This window comes from Porticoccus sp. (assembly GCF_965660005.1).
Classification (GTDB): Bacteria; Pseudomonadota; Gammaproteobacteria; order Pseudomonadales; family Porticoccaceae; genus Porticoccus.
In genome coordinates, this window is sequence record NZ_CBFHYF010000007.1 from 1 (window position 1) to 25754 (window position 25754).

Below are 25754 nucleotides of genomic sequence, written 5' to 3' on the forward strand. Positions count from 1 at the left end.
GTGGGCGCTTCCGTAGACAGTATTACCGGTGAAGAATCCACCGCACTGGTTGATCTCAAGTTACAACTCAAAAAAGCCCTGAAAAACCGGACTGAAAAGTTGAGCTGGTTGTGTCCCGGTCGTACCGAAGCCGTGGCTGTCAGTATTGTCTATGTCGGTGATGACAACAGAGAGCTGGTGGTCACCCTCGATAATCAACAACTGGCCAGCGAGTTTGTTTCCCAGTCGGACAATGAGCCACTGATATCCAATGCTGATGTTGTTGAAAATGTCGAAGATATCGAGCTCACCCATGGTGTGGTGCTGCCCGGCAGTGATATCTACGATGGTGCGGTGATCATCGACGAGGCGAGCCTCGGCGACCTGTCTGCCGGACCCCGGGGGCAGTTTGCAAGAGATCATTACTATGACAACCTTACCGGCTTGCCGAATCGACAGTTATTGATTCAGTCCATCAGTCAGTATCTGGATCGCCATCGTGATCGCCCGATATGTGGTGCCCTGATGATTGTGGATATTGATCACTTCAAGGATATTAATGATTCCTGGGGTAACGCTGTCGGTGACCAGGTGATCATGAAAATTGGCCAGGCGTTGTCTCGCCGGGTTTCCGGAAGCAATGTCCTCGCCCGCATGAGCGGCGATGAATTCGTACTTTTTGTCCCCCACCTCTCTGACGACCTCTCCAAAGCGGCCTGGGATGCGCAATCGTTGGCAGAAAAGCTTGGTGATGTGGTTGCCAGTCCACTGTTCCTTGATGGTCACGAAGTCATACTCACGGCAAGTATCGGTATTGCGCTTGTTTCGGACAGCAGCCTCAGTGCCGAGCGCGTGTTGCAGTTTGCCGATACAGCCATGTACGAAGCAAAGCGAAAGGGTCGCAACAGCATCGCCTTTTTTGATCCGTGCATCACTGAAAAAGCCCAGCGGCAAATCGGTATGAATACCCGGTTGCGCAAGGCGATGGATAACCATGAGTTCGTGCTTTATATACAGCCGCAAATCTCTGTCGAAACCGGCCAGCTATTGGGTGGCGAGGCACTATTGCGTTGGATGAACTCGGATAAAATTACCAACATGCCATCGGAGTTCATTCCGGTACTTGAATCCTCCGGCTTGATTGTCGATGTAGGTCGATGGGTCATTCGCACTTCCTGTGAGTACATCAGGAATTTCATTGATCTGGGCATCTGGCAAGACCATATGCGACTGGGCATCAATATTAGTCCGCGCCAGTTTCGCGACCCTCAATTGCTGGATATCGTCCAGCACAGCATGAAAAGTTACAATATAGACCCGAGTTTCCTCAATTTTGAGGTCACTGAAAACCTGGTTATTGAAGATGTGGACGAGGCCATCCGTAAAATGGAGGCGATCAAGTCTCTGGGTTGCATGTTTTCAATCGATGATTTCGGTATTGGCTACTCTTCCATGATTTATCTAAAGCGTCTGCCGTTTGATCAGCTGAAGATTGATCGTGAGTTTATTCGAAACATTCATCGCGATCCGGAGAGTCGGGGTATTGTGGAGGCGATTATGGCCGTGTCCAGGCAATATGGTTTGAAGGTGACTGCCGAGGGTGTCGAGACGCCGGAGGCCCTTGAAATACTTCGGGAACTGGGCTGTCATTCCTACCAGGGTGCTCACTTTAGTATGCCGATTTCCTGTGATCGATTTACTAAATTGCTGGCCGCCTGAGTTTCCAGAAGAATCGGATCTTACTTTTGCTATTCCTTGTAACCCTTTGTATCGAAGCGTAAAATGGCGCCTTTTTAAGCAGGCATTTACGGCCTTGTTTTTTGTGGCCTTTCTCATCTTTATTCCCGCTGCCATCTTTTTGGAGACCCTAAATGGCTATAGAACGTACCCTTTCCATTATTAAACCTGATGCCGTGAGCAAAAATGTTGTTGGCCAGATTTATTCGCGGTTCGAAGAAGCCGGCCTGAAAATAGTTGCGGCAAAAATGATGCACCTTTCAGAGGAAAAGGCCGGTGGGTTTTATGCTGAGCATAAAGAGCGTCCGTTCTACGCTGATCTGGTTGGATTTATGACATCAGGCCCGGTCATGATCCAGGTGCTTGAAGGGGAAAATGCCGTGGTGACCAATCGCGATCTTATGGGCGCAACCAATCCAAAAGAAGCGGCAGCGGGAACCATCCGTGCCGATTTTGCCGAATCCATTGACGCCAATGCAGTGCACGGCTCAGATTCAGTGACTTCAGCTGCCCGTGAAATTTCCTATTTCTTTAATGATGGTGAACTTTGCCCACGTTAGTTTCCAGTATTCCCGGTATCGCCGAGTGGAATAGGCCATGAGCCAAATTTCTGCTGACTTCAATGCCGTCATTGAGCCCCAAGGGTTGAAGACCAACCTGCTGGGGCTTTCTGCTGAAAAACTGTCAGATTTTTTCGTCAATACGCTGGCAGAAAAACCCTTTCGTGCTACGCAAATGTTGAAGTGGATTCACCAGTTGGGAGTGGACGACTTCGATCTCATGACCAATCTGTCAAAACCCCTGCGTGAGAGACTAAAGCAAGTTGCGGAGATTCGAGCCCCGGAAGTGGTTTCCCGGCAAGATTCTGCAGACGGCACTCGAAAGTGGTTGATTCGCGTTGAAGGTGGCAGTTGTATCGAAACGGTCTTTATTCCGGAAAAGGATCGGGGCACACTCTGCGTCTCCTCTCAGGTGGGCTGTTCGCTGGACTGCAGTTTCTGTGCGACGGGGAAGCAAGGTTTTAATCGTGATTTGACAGCTGCTGAAATTATTGGACAAGTCTGGATTGCCGCTAAATCTTTTGATTCCCTTGGCGCTGGAAAAGACCGCGTGGTAAGTAATGTGGTCATGATGGGCATGGGTGAGCCACTACTTAATTTTGATAATGTTGTCGATGCGATGGGGCTGATGCTTCATGATAATGCCTACGGACTATCAAAGCGCCGCGTTACATTGAGCACTTCAGGTGTCGTGCCGGCACTCGATCGCCTCGGTGACGTTTCCGATGTGTCTTTGGCAATTTCACTTCACGCACCCAATGATGCACTGCGCGATGAGCTGGTGCCGATCAATAAAAAATACCCAATTGCCATGTTGCTTGATTCTGCTCGTCGTTATCTTGATAAGATGCCTGATGTACGTCGCAAAATCACTATTGAATATACAATGATGGATCAGGTAAATGATCGCGATGAGCATGCGCGGGAACTGGCTGTTTTGCTCAAGGATATTCCCTGTAAAATTAACCTGATTCCGTTTAATCCGTTTGCCAATTCGACCTACAGGCGAGTGACCAACACGGCGTTAAATCGTTTCAGGGACATCCTCCATCATGAAGGTTATACGGTGACCGTTCGAACTACCCGTGGAGATGATATTGCAGCAGCCTGTGGCCAGCTTGCTGGTACCGTTAACGATCGGACCCGCCGCAGTCAGCGCTATCAAGAAGAGCGGGAAACATTGCCCGTGAGGTTCGTGAGTTGATAAACACGATGAGTGGGTCACAGGAGGTGTGTGTATGAAGTTCAAATGGTCCTCCATGTTGTTCGCTGTTGGATTGTTCTCGGTACTTCTTTCGGTCGGTTGTGCGACGACAAAAAGTGGAGCCAGTGTTGATAAGCAAAAGGTACTGGATAATCGCCTGGATCTTGCCATGGGCTATTTGACAAGAGGAGATCACGAGCGCACCCGCTATCACCTCAACAAGGCAATGGAGGTGGATGGCAGTGCCCCCGCTGTGCACGATGCCTGGGCATTGTTGTACCAACAGGAAAAAGAGTTTGAAGAAGCGGAGAAACATTTCCGGAAGGCATTGAGTCACGATCCGAAGTTTACCCGCGGGAGAAATAACTACGGTATGTTCCTGTTGAGCCAGAACCGTTTCGAAGATGCCTACCATCAGTTTCTTGAAGGCTCTGAAGATCTCGGCTACCCCAGACGTGCCGAGCTTTTTCTCAAAGTTGGTTTGACGGCATTGCAGCTCAACAAGCTGGCAGAGGCGGAAAGTGCTTTCAACAAAGCGCTGGACCTTGATTCGCGAATGTTACTGGCTCATATCGAGTTGGCTGATCTGGCTTATAAGAGGGGCGACTACCAGCTAGCACAACAACGATTAAACCAGTACAACGACACCAGAAACAGCCCTACGCCTCGAGGTCTTTGGCTGGGTGTCAGACTTGCAAATAAACTCGGTAATCGTGATGCACAGGCTAGTCAGGGACTGGCGTTGAGAAACCTTTATCCAGATTCGCGGGAGAATCAGGAATATAAGAACTGGTTGAATGATGAGCAAAAACCTTAGCGAAGAACCATTGCAGCAACCCGTGCCCGAGAAATCCTCACCCGGGGAAATCCTGCGTCGGACCAGAAAGGAGCGTGGCTTAAGTGTTGAGGATGTCATTGCGGAATTGGGTGTAACGAAGGCGACCCTGAGTGCACTGGAAAGTGATGATTTTGACCGCCTGCCTTCCCCCCTTTTTGTTAAAGGTTACGCAAAAACATACTGTGCCCTGTTGGGGCTGGCTGATCAGGATCTGCTTGAAAGTCTTGAACAGTCGATGAGTGAGCAGGGGATCCATCAACGTGAACCCGCTATAAAATTTCCACCAGCACCCAATAAAATCGGCCATTTTTTTAAAAATGCCCTTCCTCTGGCAGCGCTCACGATTTTGGTGGTGATTATATTGCTGCTGGTTATCCAGGCCGCTGATAAGATCAAATTACCCTTTTTTGACAATGACAAACCGCTGCTTGATTCAGCCAAATCTGCTGTTCTCAGTATGAAGCCGGCAATGGCTTCAGTAATGGATCAGGAGTTCGATGGGTTGGATGTTAAGGCAGACAAGCAGGATATTCTGCAAACACTGATACTGGATGTGGCTCAACAGAGTTGGGTAGAAGTTTTCGACGCCACGGGTGATCTTTTGATTGCGGACCTCCAACCATCAGGAACACAGCTAGAGATATCTGGTGAAGCCCCTTTTAAAGTGAGTCTGGGTTATGCCCAGGGTGTGCAGATTCGATATGGTGGTAAAGTCGTGCCGGTACTCAATATCGGGACGGATAACACGGCAGTTGTTAATGTTGGTCTTGATGCTAACTTGGAAAATTAAAAGATTATGCATTCTCTGTCACCCATTGTAAGAAGAAAATCACGTCAGATTATGGTGGGCAACGTGCCAGTGGGTGGCGATGCGCCAATTTCTATTCAAAGCATGACCAATACAGAAACTACTGACGTCGTGGCCACAGTTGCACAGATCAATCGGTTGATCGCCGCAGGTGCTGATATTGTCAGAGTTTCAGTGCCCTCCATGGAGGCAGCAGAGGCGTTTGGTGCTATCCGAAAACTGGTTGCTGTGCCTCTAGTGGCTGATATTCACTTTGATTATCGTATTGCTCTCAGGGTGGCTGACCTCGGGGTGGATTGTTTGCGCATAAACCCCGGCAACATAGGGCGTGAAAAACGCATTCAGGCCGTGGTCAACAAAGCACGGGACCTGAATATTCCGATTAGAATTGGTGTCAATGCCGGTTCGTTAGAGAAAGACCTGCAAAAAAAATACGGTGAGCCGACACCCGATGCGCTGGTTGAGTCCGCCATGAGACATGTGGAGATTCTCGACAGCCTAGACTTCCACAATTTTAAACTGAGTCTGAAGGCATCAGATATTTTTATGGCCGTGGCCGCTTATCGAAAAATTGCCACCTTGATTGACAACCCGCTGCATTTGGGAATTACCGAGGCAGGTGGTCTGCGTGGTGGAACCGTCAAATCCTCCATTGGTCTCGGGTTGCTTTTGATGGACGGTATTGGTGATACCATTCGTGTATCACTTGCCGCGGACCCTGTGGAGGAGGTTAAAGTCGGCTGGGAGATGCTGAAAAGCCTCAGACTGCGGAGCAAAGGGATCAATTTTATTGCCTGCCCCAGCTGTTCCCGACAAAACTTTGATGTCATCAAAACCATGAATGAACTGGAATTGCGCCTTGAAGACATTACGACTCCGATGGATGTGGCCGTTATCGGTTGTATCGTCAACGGACCCGGAGAGGCAAGGGAAGTGGATATTGGCTTGACTGGCGGAACGCCCAATAATCTGGTTTACATTGATGGCAAGCCGAGCCAGAAGCTTTCCCAGGAAAATCTGGTGGATGAGCTTGAGAATTTAATTCGCAACAAAGCCGCTTGCAAAGCAGCACAACAAGAAAATCTGATAGCGAAATCCTGATGAAAAAAATGCAATCCATTCGGGGGATGAATGATCTCCTCCCCGAAGAGTCACCTGTTTGGCAATACCTGGAGCGTTCGGTTGCGGATTTGCTGGCGAGGTACGGGTATCGTGAAATTCGTTTCCCCATTATTGAGTCGACTGATCTGTTCAAACGTTCAATAGGTGAAGTGACCGATATTGTCGAAAAAGAAATGTATACCTTTGATGATCGTAACGGAGAAAGTTTGACTCTCCGCCCCGAGGGTACAGCAGGCTGTGTTCGTGCCTGTGAGCAGCATGGCCTGCTCTTTAATCAGACCCAACGACTCTGGTACCAGGGGCCGATGTTCCGTTATGAGCGGCCACAAAAGGGCCGTTTGAGACAGTTTCACCAGATCGGTGTCGAGGTGTTCGGACTCGATGGTCCGGATGTCGACGCCGAATTGCTGGCAATGACCTGGCGGCTATGGCAACAGCTCGGTATCGACACCCGGGTTACCCTACAGATCAACTCACTGGGCACGAATGCCGCGAGAGCGAACTACCGCGATGCACTGGTCGAGTACCTGACGCATCACAACGGTAATCTGGATGAAGATAGCCAGCGGCGACTGCACAGCAATCCCATGCGAATTCTCGACAGTAAAAATCCCACTGTTCAGGCAATTCTCGATGCGGCACCCGCACTGGATGACTTTCTGGATGATGAATCATTGCTCCATTTTCAACAGTTGCAGGTGTTACTGAAGCAGGCGGGAGTGCCCTATCAGATTAATAATCGCCTCGTCAGAGGGCTCGATTATTATGGCAAGACGGTCTTCGAGTGGGTGACGGATGCGCTGGGGGCTCAGGGAGCCGTTTGTGCCGGCGGCCGCTATGATGGTCTGGTTGAACAGCTGGGAGGCAAACACACTCCTGCTGTTGGTTTTGCCATGGGACTGGAGCGGTTGGTATTGCTGCTTGACGCGGCTGGTGTGGTGCCGGATAGTATCGCCCGGCAATTGGATGTCTATCTCGTTGCTGTTGGTGATGTGCAGGGTAAAGCCATTCAATTGGGTGAGGCTCTCAGAAGCCAGTGCCCCCAGCTGCGTCTGCTCAACCACTGTGGCGGCGGTGGTTTCAAGGCACAGATAAAGAAAGCTGACAAAAGCGGTGCTTTGATTGCCTTGATCCTCGGTGAGGACGAAGTGGCAAATGATCGTGTTACAGTTAAATTTCTGCGTGAAGACAGACCGCAGGAAAGCATTGCCATTGATGATGCAATGGCCTTATTGAAGCGTATTTTTCTGGTTAACGGGAGCTAGTTGTGGCAGAACATCTCAGTGATGAGGAACAGCTTGATAACTTTAAACGCTGGTTTAAAGAAAATGGTCTCTCCACGGTAGTGGTTGTCGTACTGGCTGCGGGTGGTTATTTCGGGTGGGATTTCTGGAAAAGCTACAGTGAGAAAACGGCCCAGTCTGCATCGATTATCTATCAGCAAATGATGGATACAGCAATGGTTGATCCTGGTGAGTCCCTCAATGACAGCCAAAAAGACCAGGTCAGTGAACTGGCTGTCCAGTTGAAAAACGATTATTCGAGAACGCAGTATGCCCGTTATGGTGCCATGTTGCTGGCCAGACTGGCGGCCGAAGAGGGCGACCTCGAGGTTGCTGCTGAACAACTCGAATGGGCACTAAAGGGTGCTGACGAAGGCCTGTCACTGGTGATTAAACTGCGACTTGCCCGCATTGAAGTGGCCCAAGGCAACATAGATGCCGGGATAGAAATGCTGAATGTGAAAGATCCGAAGACGATGAACAGCGCCTATGCCGAGGCACGAGGGGATTTTTATCTGATGAAAGGGGACCGGGAAGCAGCCCATACGGCTTACTTGGAAGCGTTGCAATCAGTGGCAGAAAACGATAACCAAAGTCGTTCCATCATCGAGCTGAAACTCACATATGTGGCCCCTGCCTCAGAACTCGTCCCTGACCCAACCGACGCCTCATTGGGGGACAGTTAATGAGAAACCTGTTATGCCTTTTTCTTATCTTGTCGCTGGTTTCCGGTTGTGCGTCCTTAAAAAAACTCGGTAGCGCTGGCAAAGAGTCAGACAAAACCCGCACCGCGGCTCTCGTTGCTTTTGAAAATGAAATAAAAATCGCCAAATTGTGGTCGACCAATGCTCTGGGTGAGTACGGATCCATTAATGGCGGGATTCGTCCAGTATTGGCTGCTGGCATCATTTATGCTGCGGATAGCGCTGGTGATGTCATTGCCCTCGATGCCGATACTGGTAAACAGATATGGAAGAAGAGTCTCGACTTTCCACTGGCTGGAGGGGTTGGATTCGGTGGTGGCCTGGTGGTTGTGGCGGGCACAGATGGTGGTGTCTTTGCGCTCGAGGCTGAAACAGGGGAACAGCGATGGAATGCCAGGGTAACGAGTGAAGTCTTGGCCTCTCCAGCAGTGAATGAGACGGTTGTCGTGGTGCAAAGCCATGATGGGAAGCTGGTGGGTTTACACCCGTCCAATGGTGAAAAACGCTGGCAGTTCGAAATTGATATCCCGATTTTAACCCTGCGGGGAACCAGCCCTCCGATTCTGTCGGACAACATGCTGATTGCCGGATTCGCAAATGGCAAAGTAATCGCGCTGACAGCTGACTCCGGTTCGATACTTTGGGAAAACCGGTTAGCGATTCCTCAGGGTAGAACTGAGCTCGAGCGACTAGTTGATGTTGACGGTCGCGCTGTGTTGGTGGATGAAGTTATTTATGCTTCTTCCTACCAAGGTCGAATAGGCGCTATCGCGAAGGCCTCGGGTAGAGGCATCTGGTATCAGGACGCCTCCTCCGTACATGATCTCGCGTATGGTCTTGAGCAGGTCTATTCAGTGCAGAAGGACGATGAAGTACGCGCCATCAGGGGTAACAGTGGACAAATACTCTGGAGCAACGATCAACTGACATTACGCAAGTTGAACGCCCCGGTTACCATTGAAGGCAATTTGGCCGTCGCAGATGGGGAAGGGTACCTTCATTTTCTATCACAAACAGATGGCCGCTTTGTCGCCCGGGTCAGAGTAGACAGTGATGGTGTTACCGCTCCCATGATCGCTGACGGGCAGACACTGTATGTGCAAGATAACAGTGGTGGAATAACTGCTTATCAGCTTGATTGAAGTCGCTGTTGAAATACCGTTTTCTGTTCGCTGCAGTTCAATATCTATAGACCGGCAGTTCTTGCCAGGCACTGTATGCTGGTGTTGCCAACGGCCCTTCCCTGCACTCAGAAGCCATCAATGGGTATAAAAAAATGATTCCGGTAATTGCTCTGGTTGGACGGCCCAATGTGGGAAAATCCACACTCTTTAACCGACTGACGAAAACCCGTGATGCCCTGGTTGCCAACTACCCGGGATTAACCCGCGACCGTAAATATGGTGAAGGGGAGATGTTTGGCCGCCGTTATATGCTGATTGATACTGGCGGTATAACAGGTGAAGAGGAGGGTATCGATTCAGCGATGGCTGCACAGTCGATGCTGGCTGTCGATGAAGCAGATGCTGTTTTGTTCATTGTGGATAGTCGGGACGGCCTGACGCCTGTCGATCGACATTTGGCCACCTATCTTCGTGAAAAAGGTCGTCTGGTCTATCTGGTAGCGAATAAGATTGACGGGGTCAATTCTGATGTAGCGATTGCCGAGTTTTACGAGCTGGGTTTTCAGGAAGTATTCCCTACCACAGCCACCCATGGACGTGGTGTCAGGCACCTGATGGAAACCGTACTGGAGCCGTTTCCTGAACTGGAAGAGGTTGTTCAGGCCGATATTCAGCGACGTATCAAAATTGCGGTTGTCGGGCGTCCTAATGTGGGTAAATCCACCCTGGTCAATCGCATGCTTGGCGAAGACCGTGTTATTGTTTTCGACTTGCCCGGCACTACCCGCGACAGTATATATATTGACTACGAACGGGATGGCAAATCCTATACATTGATCGATACCGCAGGTATCCGTCGTCGTAAAAATGTTTCCCATACAGTGGAAAAATTCTCTATTGTAAAAACGCTCCAGGCGATTGATGACGCCAATGTGGTGGTTTTACTGATCGATGCCCATGAAGGCCTTGTGGATCAGGACATGCATCTGATGGGGACTGCGATAGAGTCAGGCAGGGCATTGGTGGTAGCGATAAACAAGTGGGATGGCCTGGATGTGGATGCCAAAGCGAGGATTAAAACCGAGCTTCAGCGTCGTCTGAGGTTTGTCGAGTTCGCGGATATTCATTTTATATCTGCACTTCATGGGACCGGTGTCGGGCACCTTTATAGGTCTATTGAAAAGGCATATGCGTCCGCGACTGACAAATTGGGCACCAACCGCCTCACCCGAATTTTGCAGGATGCCGTGATTGAACATCAGCCACCCTTGGTCAGGGGGCGCCGAATTAAACTGCGTTACGCCCATGCCGGCGGACAGAATCCTCCGCTGATTGTCATTCATGGCAATCAGACAGCGGACGTGCCCAGCCACTATACCCGTTATCTGGAAAAGGTATTTCGCAAGGCACTCGACCTGCAGGGCACACCGATCAAGATTGAGTTTCGTTCGGGAGAAAACCCGTTTGCGGGAAAAAAGAACCAATTGACAACTCGGCAGCTCGCCAAAAAACGACGGCTAATGAAACATGTCAAAAAGAAAAAATAGTTACGCAGTTGGCGCAACTGTTGTTTTTCAATCAAGCCGCGGCTTTCGGTCTGTCTTCAACCAGTAGCGTATAACTGGCGACAAAGTCATCCTTTGAGCCGGAATACCTCGGGTGGAAATAACGCAACCAGTTAGCGCCCAATCCTCGAATATCACCTGCATCAGGTAGCGGCTGTTCGGCCTGTCGATAAATCATCCAGGCGATAGCAGTGGCGTACTTGAGGTTTGTAATGAGTTCCGCGTGGGGATCTTTGAGGAAACTGTGTTGGCCGGCCAGTCCCCGTATTTCGCTGGCGATGTGTGCATGATGAATCAAATATTTGTCCCAGACAGCTTGATGCCTTGCCGGGGTAATACGATAAAGGCCTACACGTTTCCCCTGGTGCCATCCACCGACTCCGGATTCCTGTGCAGCGGTGCCTACTAAAAGATTCTCTTTTGCGAGTGTCCACTCGTTAAGGTAACACAGTGTTTCTTTGATCACTAAATAACGGAGATCTTCAGCAGTAAGAATCATGGTGTCTCCAAATTTTATCGTCTAGATAATTTAACAAAACTAAAATTACCTTCATATTTAGCATGTTAAGATAATTAATTAAATTTAAAATAACAATATTTCTATAACCTGAAATTTAAAAAATAAACAAATTGTATAATTATTGATCAACAATAGCTGTTTGGCTGGGCTGTTATTGATTTTTACGTTTGCAGGGCTTTTGAAGATCATTTTTACCAACACCGGTGCTTGTAAAATATGCTGTAGCGGCAAATTATTGGTCCCAAAATCGCGCCACGTCTTTATTTGGTCCATGCTAGTAAATAAAACCAAGGTGGTATTGTCATGAGCTATAGAATTGAGAGTGATTCCCTGGGCGACATTGAAGTGCCAGATGAAGCCCTGTGGGGTGCGCAGACACAGCGGGGAAGTACCCATTTCCCGCACCTCGGTTACGCAATGCCCAAGGGCGTCATTCAATCACTTGCAGTGGTAAAAAAGGCTGCCGCACTGGCCAATACGGAGCTTGGCGAACTGCAACCTGAGCAAGCTGCGCTGATTGCTGCAGTCTGTGACGAAGTTCTGAATCATCAACATGACGGGCAGTTTCCTCTATCAGTCTGGCAAAGTGGCAGTGGTACCCAGAGCAATATGAATATGAATGAGGTGATTGCTAACCGTGCCAATGAATTGGCGGGGTATAAGCGTGGCCAGAAAACGCCAATTCATCCAAATGACCATGTCAATCGTTCCCAGTCATCGAACGATGTATTCCCGACGGCGATGCATTTGGCCGTACTGTCGGCCTTACAGGAAGTGCTCCTGCCAAACCTTGTAACTTTGCGTGATGCGTTAGCCGAAAAAGAGCGTGAGTTTGCACAGCAATGGAAAGTGGGGCGAACCCATTTGATGGATGCTGCACCCATGACATTGGGGCAGGAGTTCAGCGGTTATGTTGCGCAACTGGACTTCAGTCTGGAACAACTACGGCAGGCGAAGCAGGATCTGCTGCCGCTGGCTATCGGTGGGACGGCCGTTGGCACTGGGTTGAACACGCCGAGCCATTGGCGGGAAACAGTGATAAAGCATCTCCATAATCTAACAGGCATGCCTGTCGAGATTTCGGCCAACAAATTTGCCTCACTCTCCACGCACAATGCCATGTTGCACGTTAGTAGTGTGCTGCGGCTGGTTGCCACTGATTTTATGGTAATAGGCAATAATTTACGGCTGCTGGCCAGTGGCCCCAGGGCAGGACTTGCTGAAATAGAATTGCCGGCAAATGAACCGGGCAGCTCGATTATGCCTGGCAAGGTAAATCCGAGTCAGATCGAATCGCTGACCATGATTGCGATTCAGGTAATGGGTAATGATACAGCTGTGGCCATGGCCTGTTCCCAGGGACATTTGCAGTTAAATGTCTTCAAGCCGTTGATTATTCATAATGTATTGGCCTCTGTTGAATTATTGGGCATCGGTGCGGATTACTTTACTCGCTATTGTGTAACCGGGATGAAATGCAACGAGGTCCAGCTGGCAAGTAATGTGGAGAGATCATTAATGATTGTGACGGCCTTGACCCCTGAATTGGGTTATGACAAGGCGGCCGAAATTGCCAAATATGCCCAACAACACAATCTGACCATCCGCGAAGTTCTGATAGAGCAGAATATTCTCAGTGGTGAAACCTTTGATGCGCTAATCAGGGAGCACGTGCTGATTAATAGCTAAATTGGTTACCTGGGTATTTTGGCTTATTGCGAGTATTTAACCGAACCAATGAGTCAAGCGCTGCTGGGCACGGTTTTTAACCTGCTGATCGATATACCCGGGAATGGCTGCGACGGCACTGGCAATGACTGCCAGATCGTCGGTATAGCCTCCGGGAATAAAATCCGGAATGGTGTCAGTGGGTAGAATGAAGTAGGCCAAGGCACTGTATACAGTAGCCTTGGCCCAGGCCGGGGCATCCGGCCGTCTGGCGGCATAATAGAGCCACAAGCACTTCTCGATTAATTCCCGGCCGGCTGTTTTCGCCGCATGCCTGACCTTTATCCAGAAGTCAGTACCGGAATAGTGGCTCTTGTTTTCCACCTTGAGAGGTGATGTGCCTGTTTTTGTCACCATCAATAAAGGTTAGTCTGATCTTGGTCGAAGTCAAAGACAGTTTGGAGAACAGAAAGCCATTGCTGGTCAGTTCAAACTTGAACAGGGGCCTTACATTTGTTCCATCACTTCAATGCCGAGCAGATCCAGTCCCTTGGCCAGGACTTTGGCCGTGAGCTGGGCAATGGCAAGGCGGCTGGATCGTATATCCTCTGGCACATCTTCCTTGAGTATCGGGCAGTGCTCGTAAAACGTCATGAAATTGCTGGCTAGATCATAAAGATAATTACAGAGAATATGGGGGTAGCCTTCAAGCGCCAGCTGATCCAGCGTTGTCCCAAACTGTAAAAGTTTCAGGGCCAGATTTCTTTCCTGTGGTGTACTGACAGCAATGTGTCCTGTCGAAAACTCGAAATTAATTTCAGCCCGGCGAAAAATACTGCGTATCCGGGTATAGGCATATTGTAGATAGGGTGCGGTATTGCCCTCGAAACTGAGCATGCTGTCCCAATCAAAAATGTAGTCGTTGGTGCGTGTTTTACTTAGATCTGCATACTTGATGGCACCAATGCCCACTTTTCGCCCAATGGCGGCAACCTCATCAATGCCGAGATCGGGATTCTTTTCTCTCACTAGCGTACAGGCGCGTTCAATGCCCTCCTGGAGTAGTTCTGTCAGCTTGACGGTGCCGCCACTGCGGGTTTTGAATGGTTTGCCATCTTTCCCCATCATGGTGCCGAAAGGATGGTATTCAAGTGCGAGCTGTGCATCCACAAACGCGGCTTTCTTTGCCACAGTGAATACTTGTTTCATGTGAAGTGACTGTCTGGCATCGATAAAATACAGGATGCGATCTGCATTCAATACCATGCCCCGGTAGCGCAGCGCAGCAAGATCCGTGGTCGCATAGAGAAATCCGCCGTCAGATTTCTGGACAATAACAGGGCTGGGCTTACTTTCCCTGTCTGCCAGCTCTTCCAGAAAGACAACCTGGGCACCCTGGTCTTCGACAAGCAGTTGCTGTTGCCGGAGAGATTCAACAATACCGGCCAGATCATCGTTATAAGCACTTTCTGCCCTGATATCACTGTGTTTCAAAGTAACGTTAAGATTGAGGTAGACGGCTTCGCTATGGGCGATTGAAATGTCGATAAAACGTTGCCAAAGCTCGCGACAGTGGTGGTCACCCGATTGCAGCTTGACAACATATTGGCGCGCTTTCCGAGCAAATTCTTCATCTTTATCAAAATGCTGTTTGGCCTGTTGGTAGAAAACTTCCAGGTCCCCCAACGCCAGCTCAGGCCGCTCTCCTTCCCCTAAATGCTCCTCAAGTTCAGCGATGAGCATGCCAAACTGGGTGCCCCAATCTCCCATGTGATTCTGGCGAACCACATCGTGGCCCAGGAATTCCAGCGTGCGAACGACAGCATCGCCAATAATCGTGCTGCGCAGATGGCCTACATGCATCTCCTTGGCCAGATTGGGTCCTGAATAATCAACCACAACTTTCTGTTGGTTCGGTACTTGTATCCGGAATTTTTCATCTCCGGTAAGTTTTTGTAACTGATTGGCAATGAAGTGGTTTGACAGGTGGATATTGATAAATCCTGGGCCGGCAACCTCGACGTGATCAGCAATATCGGTCAAATCGAGATGCTTGATAATCCCGCATGCCAAGTCCCGCGGGTTGCTTTTTTGTCGCTTGGCAGCTGCCATGGCACCATTGGCCTGGAAATCGCCAAACTCGGGTCTGGTGCCGAGAGTGATATTGGCAGGGCAGTCATCTGGAATGCCCGATGCTGACATGGCAGCTCGAACACGGTGTTCAATCAGGTTTTTAATACTCATAAGCTGGCAGGATGTATCTTGTTAAGAGAAAACGGGATTGTAGTCCCCCGATCCCAAAAAGCCAGTAGTGACTGTTGATGGACAAGGGGGCTGCCAGTATAGTCGAAGATCCTGTTTATGCTTGACAGTAATCCGCTATCAGCCGGGTCTTATTTCGATCAGGGAGTGATTCGAGATTGGCTTTCTGGCAAGAGTCTTATTCACACAGGTATTTTCGCAATGAGTATTTTTAGTGTCCACTGTTAAGCGGTTCAGATTCTTTTGAGGTGACATTGCAAGTTCAAAAAGTGATTGAAAACAAATTAAAAACGGCATTTACACCGGATTTTTTGCAAGTGCTCAATGAAAGTCACATGCATGCCGTTCCTGTGAATTCAGAAACTCATTTCAAGCTGGTTATTGTCTCTGATTTGTTCGAGGGCATGAGGCCAGTTCAGCGCCATCAGCGGGTGTACAAGCTGCTCTCTGAGGAGTTGGCTGGTGGTGTCCATGCTCTGGCGCTGCATATCTTTACATCCGAAGAATGGCAAGAGCAGGAGCGTGTCCTTTCGTCACCAGCTTGCATAGGGAAAAACGGATAGTTCTGCCGGCACTCACTGCCGCTGAGCGAAATGTATGACTCCTGATTATTATTCACGAACAAAAAATGAGGTATAGCATGAAAAAAATGCAAGGTTTGCTGGTGGCGTTACTGATGATCATGTCCCCGACAATGTATGCGGGTGGAACGACAGACTCCGGTGCTGTGAAAGCCTATATTATTTCTCCCAAAAACGGCGAAACCCTAAGCAGTCCGGTGACGGTACGATTCGGTCTGAGTGGTATGGGTGTTGCGCCCGCAGGAATTGAACGGGAGCACACAGGGCATCATCATTTGTTGATCAATGTGCAACAATTGCCCGATATGAATAAACCAATTCCGGCTGACGATCAGCACCGTCACTTCGGTGGTGGTCAGACTGAAGTGAGTATTGATCTGCCCCCGGGAGAACACAGTCTGCAATTACTGCTCGGGGATCATTTCCATGTCCCGCACAACCCTCCAGTGCTCTCCGATCCAATAATCATTAAGGTGTATTGACCTAGCGCAACTCGATGATTCTGTTTACTTAATCTAGATCAAATAGTGGTAGTGCAACTCTTGCTCTAATGGCCCTGTCTTTTAGTGCTACCTTTCTGGAGAAAGTAAATGTTGAAGCAAAAAGCATTATCGCTGGCAGTTCATGTGGTTCTGAGCGGGGCCCTGTTGGTTGGAACTACTGCTGCTATGGCCTATGAATCGGGCGATGTTATTGTCCGTGCAGGTGCGGCGACGGTTGAACCGAATGACGACAGCAGCCGTCTTACACTGAACGGGGCCGGGTTGACGAACAGCAGAGCCTATGTCGATTCCGACACCCAGCTTGGTCTGACGCTGACGTATATGCTGACGAATCACCTGGGTTTGGGGCTGCTGGCAGCAACGCCTTTTAAACATGATATCAAAGCAAAAAATCTGCTGGTGCCCGGAAAGATTGACGCGGGTTCGACCAAGCATTTACCGCCTACCCTGACGCTGCAATATTTTCCGATGGACGCTGAGTCCAAATTCCAGCCCTATGCAGGCGTCGGTATCAACTACACAAAGTTTTTTGAAGAAGATGTGGCCGGTGAACTTGAGGGTGTTGTGGGGGCGTCCGGCAAGCTGAAGCTCGATGACTCCTGGGGTGTAGTATTTGAATTGGGTATGGATTACGCATTGACTGACCGTTGGGTGGTTAATGCCGCAGTGTGGTATCTGGATATCGATACCGATGCAAAATTCAACTTCCCTGGTGCTGAAGTCAAGACGAAGGTTGAAGTTGATCCACTGGTCTACATGGTCGGGATAGGGTACAAATTTTAACCCATCAAGTCAGTCATACAAAAAAGCCGGTTGTTCAAACCGGCTTTTTTGTTATATGTATCATTGGGAAATGAGCGGGGGATTAATTGAAAACACTAATTGGCTAACTCTCGGAGTCTGTCCAGGTTGAGCAGTTCTACTTCTTTCTTGTCTACTTTCAGAAGATCCTGCTTTTGAAAACGACTCAATACCCGGCTGACAGTCTCTACAGTCAACCCCAGATAATTGCCGATGTCTGCACGGGACATTGGTAATCTGAACCGTGTGGCAGAGAGTTTAAGTCGGAAATTGCGGTTTGAAATGCTCATCAACAGTGTTGCTACCCGCTCTTCCGCTGTATTTTTACTGAGCAGGCTGAGGAGCTGCTGTTCACCGGTGATTTCCAGACTCATCAATTGGAAAAAGTGGCGTTGCAGCGTGGGGATTGCAATACTCAGTTCCTGAAGACGGTTAAAGGGAATTTCGCAGATGGAGGACGTTTCCATCGCTACTGCAGAATTGGTGTAACGATTCTGGCCTATGCCATCCATACCGAATATCTCACCTGGAAGATGGAATCCGGTGACCTGCTCCTGGCCATTATTGCTGATCGTATAGCTTTTAATTGAGCCACTGCGAACCGCAAAGACAGAATCGAATTCTTCTCCGGCATGGTAGATATGGTGGTCTTTTTGAAGGGGTTTGCCTCGCTGGATGATTTCATCCAGACGCTCCACTTCTCTGGTTTGCAGAGCAAGTGGCAGGCAGAGCGCATTCATGCGGCAGTCGCTGCAATGAAATGTATTGTTATGAGGGCAGACGGAATCCATCAACATCTCTCTGGTTTCAGCGATTGTTACTGATTCATTGTAGCGATGATAAGAGTGTCGGTCATTAATAACTGTCACATGGGCACGCTTGAAGGTTGGTGCAGAAGAGTCGCAGGTGATCGATGCCGAGAGTGGTCAGGGCCAGATAATCAGATTCCCTGATGAGCCAGCCTCTGGTTAAAGCCTCTTGAAAAAGTGCGGCGAGATGCGGACATAACTTGATGGTCAGGTCGCAACTGGTTAAATGTACCGGGTGGAAGCAGAGCAACTGATTGACCAATTGCCAGGGTGGAAAATTCGGCTGTTGATGGCTCTGGAATGATCCTGTGCAATGGACGGGGAGGCGCTTTTCATCAAGTGCTTGCCGATAATAACGAATTGAGTCGGTATTCTGGTAATAGCCCTCACCAAATTTCCCCAATGCCCCGAGGCCAACACCCACCCAGTCGATCAGGTTGTCTCTGGCTATTCCCCAGGGGGTGTATTGGAGATTCCTGTTCAGGCGAAGTTGCAGAAGTTTGTGCCCTTGAGTGACAAAAAAACGATCCGCCAAAAGTTGATAGCGTTGATCGTCCATTTTCATTGAGAGCCGGCTGAGTGTTTCAGCATCTTCCATTGATTGCAGTCCTTGCAGCTCAATAATTGCCGGTTGATAGTGGATTACCTCAGCAAGCCAGTGGTTCAGTGTATCCGGATCTGTCTGATTGACTTGCAGGCAGCAGTGCCACTCTCTGAAGTGAAATTCTTTGGCTGTTGTCAGTATCGATGAGAATTGCTGCTTATTTGGTGGTATTGCCGCATTGATTGTGAGCTGGAAGCAGTCAAAATGGAGTCCCTTCATCAGTGCCAGTTTTTTGGCGGTTAGATCCGGCAGTGCGCACTCAAAGCCATATTCACAGGTCTTCTTGTTTTTGATATTGAAATAACTATTGGACCAAAAGACCAGTTCTGTGAGCTCGCCGCTTCTCATGCCTTGCAATGGCCTGTTCCTGAGCCAGAACTTCACCAGAGGCTGATATTTGAAAATGGGCTGAATCAGCTCGACCTCCCTACTGACCAGCCCGGGATAGCTGCCGCTGGCGTTGTCTGGAATATAAATATTCAGCGCAAACGGTGAAATGGATGTGCGCTGCTTCTTCAGTTTTTCCTTGGGGCAACTGACCAGAGATTTAAAAAATTCTGCCTCAATATCAGAATGGGGGCAGAACAGATTGTTGGGTAATGTCGCGACTTGCATTTGTCGGCAGACTCGTAGATAACAATAGAATTGATTGCGAAGATTAAGCGGAAAGGCCGAGTATCCCCATGATATGGGTCAAATTTCTGCTAGGCAGGATTACAGGGCGTTATCTTTATTTGGTGATTCTGAAACAGCCGTTATCAATACCATTTCTGGACGACGCAGCCCAATTGGGATATGCGTGATTGTCAGTCATGCCGTCAGAGGGGAAGTTCAGCGTTGTTCCAGAGACGCTTCAATCGCATATCACGACCACAGCCGTTTCGGTAGTAACGATAACGAACGGGATTTTTCAGGTAGTAATCCTGATGATACTCCTCAGCCGCATAAAACGTACTGGCTGGAAGAATGCGTGTGGCTATTGGCTTGTCAAGGATATTACTGTCGATTAATGCGGCTTTGCTTTTCTGGGCGGCGATTTTTTGCTGATCATTCAGGGTAAAAATGGCACTCAGGTACTGACTGCCCCGATCGCAAAACTGGCCTTTGCCATTCTCCGGGTCAATATTTATCCAGAAGGTTTTTAGCAAGGTTTCATAGTTGATTTTTTTCGGGTCGTAGGTTACTTCAACCACCTCGAAATGACCGGTTTTGCCACTGGTGACTTCTTTATAGGTAGGATTTTCAATTTTCCCACCCATGTAACCCGAGATCGTACTGATCACGCCATCCAATTTATCAAAGGGTGGTTCCATGCACCAAAAACAGCCGCCGGCAAAAATGGCTCTCTGGATGTCGGCGTGGGTTACAGGGAGAAATCCGGCCAATAAAACCAGAAAAATGAGTTTTTTTATCATGAGGACTGCCCGTTGAGTTATCTGATCGACCTTTTTTGACCTGCGAGGATAAGCAGGGTTCAAAAGAAATTGGCGGATCTTTATTTTAATCAATCGTGGCTCAGTGACTTACCCGTCATATCGATTGAGGCTAAGATCGAAATCTGTCTCAGGTAGCTGTTATGCACTTTCAATCGACCCTTCAATTGTTTTCTCCGGAATGCTTTTCTGAACATTACCAGCAGGGCTGTGAGCTCTGGCAGAGGGCATTTATGTCACAGAAACTGTCGACCTCACGGTTTGACTTCTCCCACTCCTCAGACGTCAACTTGCTCTGTCAAGCCGGGTGGATTGGTCACCCTGATGCCCACGCTGTTCTGGTTGTGATTGGTGGTACCCACGGTATTGAAGGTTTTGCCGGGACCGCAGTAGAAGTGGACTGAATGAACAGCATTGCAAACGGCATTGTGCAACTTCCGGCTAACACCGCGATGCTGCTGATCAATGCGCTTAACCCCTGGGGATATGCCAATCTTCGTCGTTGTGATGATCAGGGCATTGATGTGAACCGGAATTTTATCGACTTCAGTCTGCCGCTCCCGACAAATCCGGGATATGAGGCGTTGCGGCCACTGCTGGGTATCTGTGATCGAGACACCAGAGTGACAGCCATAAATGACTACCGTCTCCGGGTGGGACAGCGTCCCTACGAAATTGCATTCAGTGGTGGTCAGTTTAGCGATCCCGCCGGACCATTCTACGGTGGGCAAGGACCCAGCTTCAGTAGACAGGTTATAGAGTCCCTGATAGAGCATTATTCCCTGGCTAAACGGCATCTGGCTGTTGTCGATGTACATACCGGTCTCGGTCCCTACGCTTACGGGGAAGTTATCTGCGACCATCCAGAGGGAAGTAATGGTTCAAGGAGGGCCATTGAATGGTATGGTCCCGGTTGTGGTCTGCCCTCGACAGGCACGTCCTGCTCTGTGCCAAAACTGGGTCTGCTCGACTACGCATGGCATCAGATCATGGGATCGAAGAGCTGTTTCGTGACACTGGAGTTCGGCACATTTGGTACCAAGGCTCTTTTTGATACGCTCCTTGACGAGGCCGCCGCATGGGCAGGCCATCAACCGGTCTCTCAGCAAACAATGGTAGCGGTAGCCAAACAGATGAAAGCGCATTTTTGTCCATCGGATGACTACTGGCGAGAGGCTGTGATATTCAGAGCAAGACAGGTGCTGCAGCAGGCACTCGAAGGGCTCACCTCATGATTCAATTACCAGTATCAATGCGCCCTGCAATACCCGAAGATCTTTCGGCTTTACTGCGTCTGGAGAATAAATGCTTTACTACTGACCAGCTTAGCCGTCGCAGTTTTCGGCATTGGATTCAGGCAGAAAACTGTACATTTATCGTTGTGGAATACAGTGATGTTATTGTCGGTTACAGCCTGATTATTTTCTTTAGGGGCACAGCGCTGGCTCGTCTGTACTCTATTGCCATAGACCCGGATTATCGTGGGCTTGGTCTTGCCAGAAAACTGATGATGGAAGGTGAAAAAATCAGCAAGCGAGCGGGCAGGGTATTTCTGCGTCTCGAGGTGAGTATGGATAATCCCGCGGCTATCAGCCTGTACGAGTCCATGGGTTACCAGCCATTTGGTATTTACCGCAACTACTACGAGGACAACAATGACGCCCTTCGTATGCAGAAATGTGTCCGTACGGCACCCTCAGTGGCGGAGAACCGGGCTATTCCATGGATTCAGCAAACCACTACTTTCACTTGTGGCCCGGCAGCACTGATGATGGCCATGCGTGGGTTGTCAAAAAATTATCAACCAACGCAGCACGAGGAATTACAGATTTGGCGTGAAGCCACTACAATTTTTATGACTTCCGGTCATGGTGGCTGTCACCCTGTCGGTCTGGCCTTAGCCGCCAATCAGCGAAATTACCCGGTGGAGGTATGGATTAACAAGGAAACCACGCTCTTTATCGACGGGGTAAGAGGAGAGAACAAAAAACGGGTTCTGGCGCTGGTTCATCAGGATTTTATCCTGCAGGCAAAAAAGGAAAAAATAAAAATCCGCTATAGAGATTTTCATCACTCTCATCTGATCAGTGAATTCAAGAAGGGAAACATACCGATCATCCTGATCAGCACCTACCGGCTCGACGGCAGAAAGGCTCCCCACTGGGTTACCATGAGTGGCTATGACGAAGACTGTTTGTATGTGCATGATTCGGATCCGGATCCCGATGAGCAGAGTGCCAGCGGTCTTGACAGTCAGCATCTTCCCATTGCCCACGAGGATTTTCTGAAAATGTCCCGGTTTGGCAGGAACCCGATTCGCACTGCGATTATTGTCAGAAGGGCGGTTACTGCGGATCAGGTTAAACAGTGACTTATAGCTATCGCGAATAAGGGTTTATTTTGCGGTAGATGCGAGTAACGCGGGGATAAATTCAGCGGCCACGGGTTTGCTGAAATAATAGCCCTGATATTCATTACAACCGTGATCGTGCAGAAACTGCCACTGTTTTTGTGTCTCTACACCTTCAGCGACAGTTTTAAAGCCCAAGCCTTTTGCGATACCGATGATTGCCAGCACAATGGCCTGGTCTTCTGCGTTATCCCCCAGTCCGTCGACAAAGGATTTGTCAATTTTGAGTTTTTGTACCGGGTAGCTTTTCAGATAGCTGAGCGATGAATAACCCGTGCCAAAGTCATCTATTGAAAGAGCGACACCCAAGGCTCTTAACTGATGCAGGATGATCAGGGCTCTGCTTGAGTGCTCCATTGCAATTCGCTCTGTCAACTCGAGCTCCAGCATCTCGTGGGGTAGCTGATATACATCAAGGGTGCGCTCCACCGTTTCAGAGAAATTAGCCTTGTAGATTTGTAACGCAGAAAGATTGACCGCAACTGAAGCGAGGGGTAACCCTTCGGATAGCCATACTGCCTGTTGTTTGACGGCGCTGTTCAATACCCAATTGCCGATTTCGACGATCAGGCCACTTTCCTCTGCCACAGGAATAAAGCGGCTGGGATAGATTGTACCTATCTCGGGATGTTCCCACCTGATCAACGCTTCAACACCAATTACCCGGCCTGATTGCATATCAACCTGAGGTTGATAATGAACAGTCAGCTGTTGTTTGTTAATCGCCTCGCGCAATTCATTTTCAATCAACAGTGTCTCGTCGGCATGGTTGCGCATCACTTCATTGAAAATTTGATAATTGTTGCGGCCCTTTTATGTGGCTTGGGCAAGGGCGGCATCGGCAGATTGGATTAACTGCTCAACATTTCTGCCGTGATCAGGAAAAAATGCAATACCTATACTGGCGGTGAGGGTCAGGCGACGTTCGTTGATGTCCACAGGATAGGTAATGATATCCAGTAGCTGTTGCGCCATTCGCGTTACCTGGGTGGAATCGATACTTGGCAAAAGCAGACAGAACTCATCTCCCCCTGTTCTGCTCAGTGTCGCCGTCAGATTCAATTGAGCGCTGAGCCGCTGGGCCAGTTGTTTCAGAACCGTATCGCCGACACTGTGACCGAGGGAGTCATTGATGATGGCGAAACGATCAAGATCAATGAAAAGTAGTGATAACTGCGTATCAGATGCTTTTGCCGATGCCAATGCTACTCGCGCTTTCTCGTTTAACAATGTGCGATTTGGCAGGCGCTGTCAGCGCATCATAGTTACTCAAATAGCGTATTTTTTCCTCACTTGCCCGGTGCTCGGTGATATCTGTTGATATACCGCAGAGGGCATAGATTTGGCCGTTTGCATCCCGCAAGGGTAACTTGATTGACCAGAATATTCGGGTGATACCGCTGTTTTTGACAGTGTGGGTTTCTTCCCGTTCTATGATCTGACCATGATCAAAAACCCGCTGATCATTTTCCTTGATACGCTTTACTGTGTACTGGTCAAAAAACTTATCATCGCCGAAGCCAATGACTTCGGATGTCTCAACTCCCCATAATTCAAGTACTTGCTGATTGACGAAGGTGTAGTTTCCCTCGGTATTCTTGAGATAGATACAGGCACCAATGTTGTTCATGATGGTTTTCATGGTGGCCTCACTTTTGGCGGGCGCCGTTTCCATGACCATTTTCTGGGCTTCGCGGTCAAAATTATCCAGTGCAAAACTGATGTCACTGCTCATTTCGACAAGCAGGTTGATGGCGTCTTCGTCGAAAGCTGTTGGTTTGTCGTGGTACACATTGAGCACAGCATAGGGCTTGCCCTGACGCTGTATGGGGAAAGCAGCAGCTGATTTCCAGCCATAGCGTTTTGCCCGCTCATGCCAGAGTCTGGTGTTCGGGTTGGCCAAATAGTGATTAATGACCACGGGATGATTTTCGCGCATGGCCGTGCCAGTCGGACCCTGTCCCTCCGGCAGATCCTTATGGATCGAGACGCGAAGGCTGTTGATGTAGTCGACGCCGATACCATGGCTTGTGAGGGGGATAATATTTCCAGTGCTTCCATCCAGCAGGCCAATCCAGGCCATTTTCATCCCGCCAAAATCCACTGCCATTAGGCACACTAGGGGCAGCAGGCCACCCTCTGCTTCCATTCTGACAATAGCCTGATTGACCTCGCTCAGGGCATGATAAAGGTGACCAAGCCGCAAAGCTCGTCGTTGGCTCTGATTTCTGCTTTGAGTGATGCTCAGTACCAACAGTGCCAACCCCAGACTGAGTGAACCGCCGGCAGCGGAAATAACCCAAGAATTGGTAGACAGCACCGCGTTTTCTCTAAAAGCGGGTGTGCTGCTCAGCAACAGGGTCCACTTTCTGTTGCCAATATCTATTCCCTGCTGTTGCTGCCATTCGCCCAATGCTTTTCGCTGTTGATGAGGTACGTCATCAGCATCAAATAGCAGGGTGTGGCTATCGGGCGCTGATAAATCGTGGATTTCAATATCGATAGATGGATTGATCTGGTCTTTCAGTCCTGCCAGCAGATCTGTTACCCGGAACGGCACATCTACCCAGCCCACTAACGCTGCCCGACGTTCCTCAACAGTGGCCAGTGAATTGCCATGTCTGTAAACCGGCAGGTACATAACAAAACTTGAGCCTGCTTGTTTTGAATGATCCTGGACCAGCCTCTACGGACTGGTGATAACGATCTCGCCGCTGTCCCTGGCTGACTCTGCCGCTTCACGGGCTAGCGGGTTTGTCAGAATATCAAATCCGAGGGCGGTGAGATTGTCGCCTGACAGTGGTTCGATATAAATAATGGGTGCAAATTCACCCCGATCTGCGACCGGGGGTTTTATCTGATAGCTGTGAGGAAGTTGCCTGTGCATGGTTGCCATGTGCGCTGCCAGGTCTTTCTGTGCAACAGGGATAACAAAGGCGATACCCTGAATACCCTTCAAATCCCTGGTGATATCCAGCGAAGCGATATAGCTCGAGAACTCAGGGTAGGTGACATACTCGGAGCCCCGGAAGAACCCCTGTATTCCACGTATCACTACCGTGTAGCTGTTGAGCTGTTGCGAAATATTGGCGGTCAACAGGTCAGATTCTGCCTGAAATTTGAGATTCACAGCATGTTTTTGCTGTTTTTCAAAGTGGTGCCAGTAGGCCAGCGTAGCCGTACCACCCATCAGAAAAGTGAGTCCCGACAGCAGCCATGGCAAACATTAATTGTACAAC

24 protein-coding genes and 2 pseudogenes are annotated in these 25754 nt (G+C 49.2%); 16 read left to right on the top strand and 10 right to left on the bottom strand.

Translation table 11 applies throughout. The annotated features are described in order from the left end of the window. The 10 genes from ACTF5G_RS02960 to der all read left to right on the top strand — a co-directional run. A partial coding sequence (locus ACTF5G_RS02960; protein ID WP_438951334.1) for a putative bifunctional diguanylate cyclase/phosphodiesterase occupies positions 1-1698 on the top strand: 1698 nt, incomplete at its 5' end. Between the two features lie 152 nt (positions 1699-1850). Then, positions 1851-2276: a nucleoside-diphosphate kinase gene (gene ndk / locus ACTF5G_RS02965; RefSeq protein ID WP_438951335.1), complete on the top strand. Its 426-nt coding sequence runs from the start codon at positions 1851-1853 to the stop codon at positions 2274-2276. A 37-nt stretch (positions 2277-2313) separates the two neighbouring features. Next, positions 2314-3480, top strand: a complete 1167-nt coding sequence (gene rlmN / locus ACTF5G_RS02970) for a 23S rRNA (adenine(2503)-C(2))-methyltransferase RlmN (RefSeq protein WP_438951336.1) — start codon at positions 2314-2316, stop codon at positions 3478-3480. A gap of 34 nt (positions 3481-3514) precedes the next feature. Further along, on the top strand, positions 3515-4297 hold the full coding sequence (gene pilW, locus ACTF5G_RS02975; protein ID WP_438951337.1) for a type IV pilus biogenesis/stability protein PilW: 783 nt from the start codon (positions 3515-3517) through the stop codon (positions 4295-4297). After that, positions 4278-5108 (top strand): helix-turn-helix domain-containing protein, encoded by an 831-nt coding sequence (locus tag ACTF5G_RS02980; protein ID WP_438951338.1) that lies wholly within the window; start codon positions 4278-4280, stop codon positions 5106-5108. Before pilW ends, ACTF5G_RS02980 begins: the two co-directional genes overlap by 20 nt. Positions 5109-5114: 6 nt before the next feature. Then, positions 5115-6227, top strand: a complete 1113-nt coding sequence (ispG, locus tag ACTF5G_RS02985; protein WP_438951339.1) for a flavodoxin-dependent (E)-4-hydroxy-3-methylbut-2-enyl-diphosphate synthase — start codon at positions 5115-5117, stop codon at positions 6225-6227. Next, positions 6227-7513, top strand: a complete 1287-nt coding sequence (gene hisS / locus ACTF5G_RS02990; RefSeq protein WP_438951340.1) for a histidine--tRNA ligase — start codon at positions 6227-6229, stop codon at positions 7511-7513. The genes ispG and hisS overlap by 1 nt, the downstream gene beginning before the upstream one ends. 2 nt (positions 7514-7515) lie before the next feature. Then, the gene (locus ACTF5G_RS02995) at positions 7516-8217 is read left to right on the top strand and encodes a YfgM family protein (protein ID WP_438951341.1); all 702 of its coding nucleotides are present in this window, start codon (positions 7516-7518) and stop codon (positions 8215-8217) included. After that, positions 8217-9377, top strand: a complete 1161-nt coding sequence (gene bamB, locus ACTF5G_RS03000; protein WP_438951342.1) for an outer membrane protein assembly factor BamB — start codon at positions 8217-8219, stop codon at positions 9375-9377. The genes ACTF5G_RS02995 and bamB overlap by 1 nt, the downstream gene beginning before the upstream one ends. A gap of 134 nt (positions 9378-9511) precedes the next feature. Beyond that, the gene (gene der, locus ACTF5G_RS03005) at positions 9512-10906 is read left to right on the top strand and encodes a ribosome biogenesis GTPase Der (protein WP_438951343.1); all 1395 of its coding nucleotides are present in this window, start codon (positions 9512-9514) and stop codon (positions 10904-10906) included. A gap of 31 nt (positions 10907-10937) precedes the next feature. On the opposite strand, the gene ACTF5G_RS03010 is transcribed toward der, so the two are convergent. Continuing rightward, positions 10938-11423, bottom strand: coding sequence for a hypothetical protein (locus tag ACTF5G_RS03010; protein WP_438951344.1), 486 nt, complete (start codon positions 11421-11423; stop codon positions 10938-10940). 324 nt (positions 11424-11747) lie between these two features. On the opposite strand from ACTF5G_RS03010, the gene ACTF5G_RS03015 reads away from it, so the two are divergent. After that, positions 11748-13133, top strand: a complete 1386-nt coding sequence (locus tag ACTF5G_RS03015) for a class II fumarate hydratase (RefSeq protein WP_438951345.1) — start codon at positions 11748-11750, stop codon at positions 13131-13133. A 36-nt stretch (positions 13134-13169) separates the two neighbouring features. Here ACTF5G_RS03015 and ACTF5G_RS03020 read toward each other — a convergent pair whose 3' ends face one another. Both ACTF5G_RS03020 and argS read right to left on the bottom strand, forming a co-directional pair. Beyond that, on the bottom strand, positions 13170-13529 hold the full coding sequence (locus tag ACTF5G_RS03020) for a YkvA family protein (protein ID WP_438951346.1): 360 nt from the start codon (positions 13527-13529) through the stop codon (positions 13170-13172). Positions 13530-13619: 90 nt separating this feature from the next. Further along, positions 13620-15356 (bottom strand): arginine--tRNA ligase, encoded by a 1737-nt coding sequence (gene argS, locus ACTF5G_RS03025; protein WP_438951347.1) that lies wholly within the window; start codon positions 15354-15356, stop codon positions 13620-13622. Between the two features lie 266 nt (positions 15357-15622). On the opposite strand from argS, the gene ACTF5G_RS03030 reads away from it, so the two are divergent. The 3 genes from ACTF5G_RS03030 (at position 15623) to ACTF5G_RS03040 (ending at position 17241) form a co-directional block, all read left to right on the top strand. Beyond that, positions 15623-15937 (top strand): BolA family protein, encoded by a 315-nt coding sequence (locus tag ACTF5G_RS03030; protein ID WP_438951348.1) that lies wholly within the window; start codon positions 15623-15625, stop codon positions 15935-15937. 77 nt (positions 15938-16014) lie between these two features. After that, positions 16015-16437, top strand: coding sequence for a DUF4399 domain-containing protein (locus ACTF5G_RS03035; RefSeq protein WP_438951349.1), 423 nt, complete (start codon positions 16015-16017; stop codon positions 16435-16437). Positions 16438-16545: 108 nt separating this feature from the next. Then, positions 16546-17241, top strand: a complete 696-nt coding sequence (locus ACTF5G_RS03040; RefSeq protein WP_438951350.1) for an OmpW/AlkL family protein — start codon at positions 16546-16548, stop codon at positions 17239-17241. A gap of 95 nt (positions 17242-17336) precedes the next feature. On the opposite strand, the gene fnr is transcribed toward ACTF5G_RS03040, so the two are convergent. The 3 genes from fnr to msrA all read right to left on the bottom strand — a co-directional run bounded on the left by fnr (position 17337) and on the right by msrA (position 20087). Continuing rightward, positions 17337-18056 (bottom strand): fumarate/nitrate reduction transcriptional regulator Fnr, encoded by a 720-nt coding sequence (gene fnr, locus ACTF5G_RS03045; protein WP_438951387.1) that lies wholly within the window; start codon positions 18054-18056, stop codon positions 17337-17339. 58 nt (positions 18057-18114) lie between these two features. After that, a complete protein-coding gene (locus tag ACTF5G_RS03050; protein WP_438951351.1) occupies positions 18115-19287 on the bottom strand; it encodes a hypothetical protein in 1173 nt (390 codons plus the stop codon). A 203-nt stretch (positions 19288-19490) separates the two neighbouring features. Next, on the bottom strand, positions 19491-20087 hold the full coding sequence (msrA, locus tag ACTF5G_RS03055; RefSeq protein ID WP_438951352.1) for a peptide-methionine (S)-S-oxide reductase MsrA: 597 nt from the start codon (positions 20085-20087) through the stop codon (positions 19491-19493). Between the two features lie 161 nt (positions 20088-20248). Here msrA and ACTF5G_RS03060 point away from each other — a divergent pair. Together ACTF5G_RS03060 and ACTF5G_RS03065 are read left to right on the top strand one after the other, a co-directional pair. Further along, positions 20249-21340: pseudogene (locus ACTF5G_RS03060) on the top strand (DUF2817 domain-containing protein). Beyond that, positions 21337-22476 carry a peptidase C39 family protein gene (locus tag ACTF5G_RS03065; protein ID WP_438951353.1) on the top strand — a complete coding sequence of 380 codons (1140 nt, stop codon included), beginning with the start codon at positions 21337-21339 and terminating at the stop codon, positions 22474-22476. Before ACTF5G_RS03060 ends, ACTF5G_RS03065 begins: the two are co-directional and overlap by 4 nt. Positions 22477-22500: 24 nt before the next feature. On the opposite strand, the gene ACTF5G_RS03070 is transcribed toward ACTF5G_RS03065, so the two are convergent. The 4 genes and pseudogenes from ACTF5G_RS03070 to ACTF5G_RS03085 form a co-directional block, all read right to left on the bottom strand. Further along, positions 22501-23292 carry a putative bifunctional diguanylate cyclase/phosphodiesterase gene (locus ACTF5G_RS03070; protein ID WP_438951354.1) on the bottom strand — a complete coding sequence of 264 codons (792 nt, stop codon included), beginning with the start codon at positions 23290-23292 and terminating at the stop codon, positions 22501-22503. A gap of 36 nt (positions 23293-23328) precedes the next feature. Beyond that, positions 23329-23718, bottom strand: a complete 390-nt coding sequence (locus ACTF5G_RS03075) for a diguanylate cyclase domain-containing protein (RefSeq protein ID WP_438951355.1) — start codon at positions 23716-23718, stop codon at positions 23329-23331. Continuing rightward, positions 23696-24664, bottom strand: coding sequence for a GAF domain-containing protein (locus tag ACTF5G_RS03080; protein ID WP_438951388.1), 969 nt, complete (start codon positions 24662-24664; stop codon positions 23696-23698). Before ACTF5G_RS03080 ends, ACTF5G_RS03075 begins: the two co-directional genes overlap by 23 nt. Positions 24665-24976: 312 nt before the next feature. After that, positions 24977-25705, bottom strand: a pseudogene (locus ACTF5G_RS03085) (CHASE domain-containing protein); the annotation flags it as partial. Between the last annotated feature and the right edge of the window lie 49 nt (positions 25706-25754).

Excerpts from the sequence above, each read along its gene's own strand:
- bamB (WP_438951342.1), top strand. The coding sequence starts at position 8,217 with ATGAGAAACCTGTTATGCCTTTTTCTTATCTTGTCGCTGGTTTCCGGT.
- ACTF5G_RS03050 (WP_438951351.1), bottom strand. The coding sequence starts at position 19,287 with ATGCAAGTCGCGACATTACCCAACAATCTGTTCTGCCCCCATTCTGAT.
- ACTF5G_RS03020 (WP_438951346.1), bottom strand. The coding sequence starts at position 13,529 with ATGGTGACAAAAACAGGCACATCACCTCTCAAGGTGGAAAACAAGAGC.
- ACTF5G_RS03040 (WP_438951350.1), top strand. The coding sequence starts at position 16,546 with ATGTTGAAGCAAAAAGCATTATCGCTGGCAGTTCATGTGGTTCTGAGC.
- ACTF5G_RS03010 (WP_438951344.1), bottom strand. The coding sequence starts at position 11,423 with ATGATTCTTACTGCTGAAGATCTCCGTTATTTAGTGATCAAAGAAACA.
- ispG (WP_438951339.1), top strand. The coding sequence starts at position 5,115 with ATGCATTCTCTGTCACCCATTGTAAGAAGAAAATCACGTCAGATTATG.
- ACTF5G_RS03070 (WP_438951354.1), bottom strand. The coding sequence starts at position 23,292 with ATGCGCAACCATGCCGACGAGACACTGTTGATTGAAAATGAATTGCGC.
- ACTF5G_RS03065 (WP_438951353.1), top strand. The coding sequence starts at position 21,337 with ATGATTCAATTACCAGTATCAATGCGCCCTGCAATACCCGAAGATCTT.
- pilW (WP_438951337.1), top strand. The coding sequence starts at position 3,515 with ATGAAGTTCAAATGGTCCTCCATGTTGTTCGCTGTTGGATTGTTCTCG.
- ACTF5G_RS03080 (WP_438951388.1), bottom strand. The coding sequence starts at position 24,664 with ATGGAAGCAGAGGGTGGCCTGCTGCCCCTAGTGTGCCTAATGGCAGTG.
- ACTF5G_RS03015 (WP_438951345.1), top strand. The coding sequence starts at position 11,748 with ATGAGCTATAGAATTGAGAGTGATTCCCTGGGCGACATTGAAGTGCCA.
- msrA (WP_438951352.1), bottom strand. The coding sequence starts at position 20,087 with ATGATAAAAAAACTCATTTTTCTGGTTTTATTGGCCGGATTTCTCCCT.
- ndk (WP_438951335.1), top strand. The coding sequence starts at position 1,851 with ATGGCTATAGAACGTACCCTTTCCATTATTAAACCTGATGCCGTGAGC.
- hisS (WP_438951340.1), top strand. The coding sequence starts at position 6,227 with ATGAAAAAAATGCAATCCATTCGGGGGATGAATGATCTCCTCCCCGAA.
- rlmN (WP_438951336.1), top strand. The coding sequence starts at position 2,314 with ATGAGCCAAATTTCTGCTGACTTCAATGCCGTCATTGAGCCCCAAGGG.
- ACTF5G_RS02980 (WP_438951338.1), top strand. The coding sequence starts at position 4,278 with ATGATGAGCAAAAACCTTAGCGAAGAACCATTGCAGCAACCCGTGCCC.
- fnr (WP_438951387.1), bottom strand. The coding sequence starts at position 18,056 with ATGTTGATGGATTCCGTCTGCCCTCATAACAATACATTTCATTGCAGC.
- der (WP_438951343.1), top strand. The coding sequence starts at position 9,512 with ATGATTCCGGTAATTGCTCTGGTTGGACGGCCCAATGTGGGAAAATCC.
- ACTF5G_RS03035 (WP_438951349.1), top strand. The coding sequence starts at position 16,015 with ATGAAAAAAATGCAAGGTTTGCTGGTGGCGTTACTGATGATCATGTCC.
- argS (WP_438951347.1), bottom strand. The coding sequence starts at position 15,356 with ATGAGTATTAAAAACCTGATTGAACACCGTGTTCGAGCTGCCATGTCA.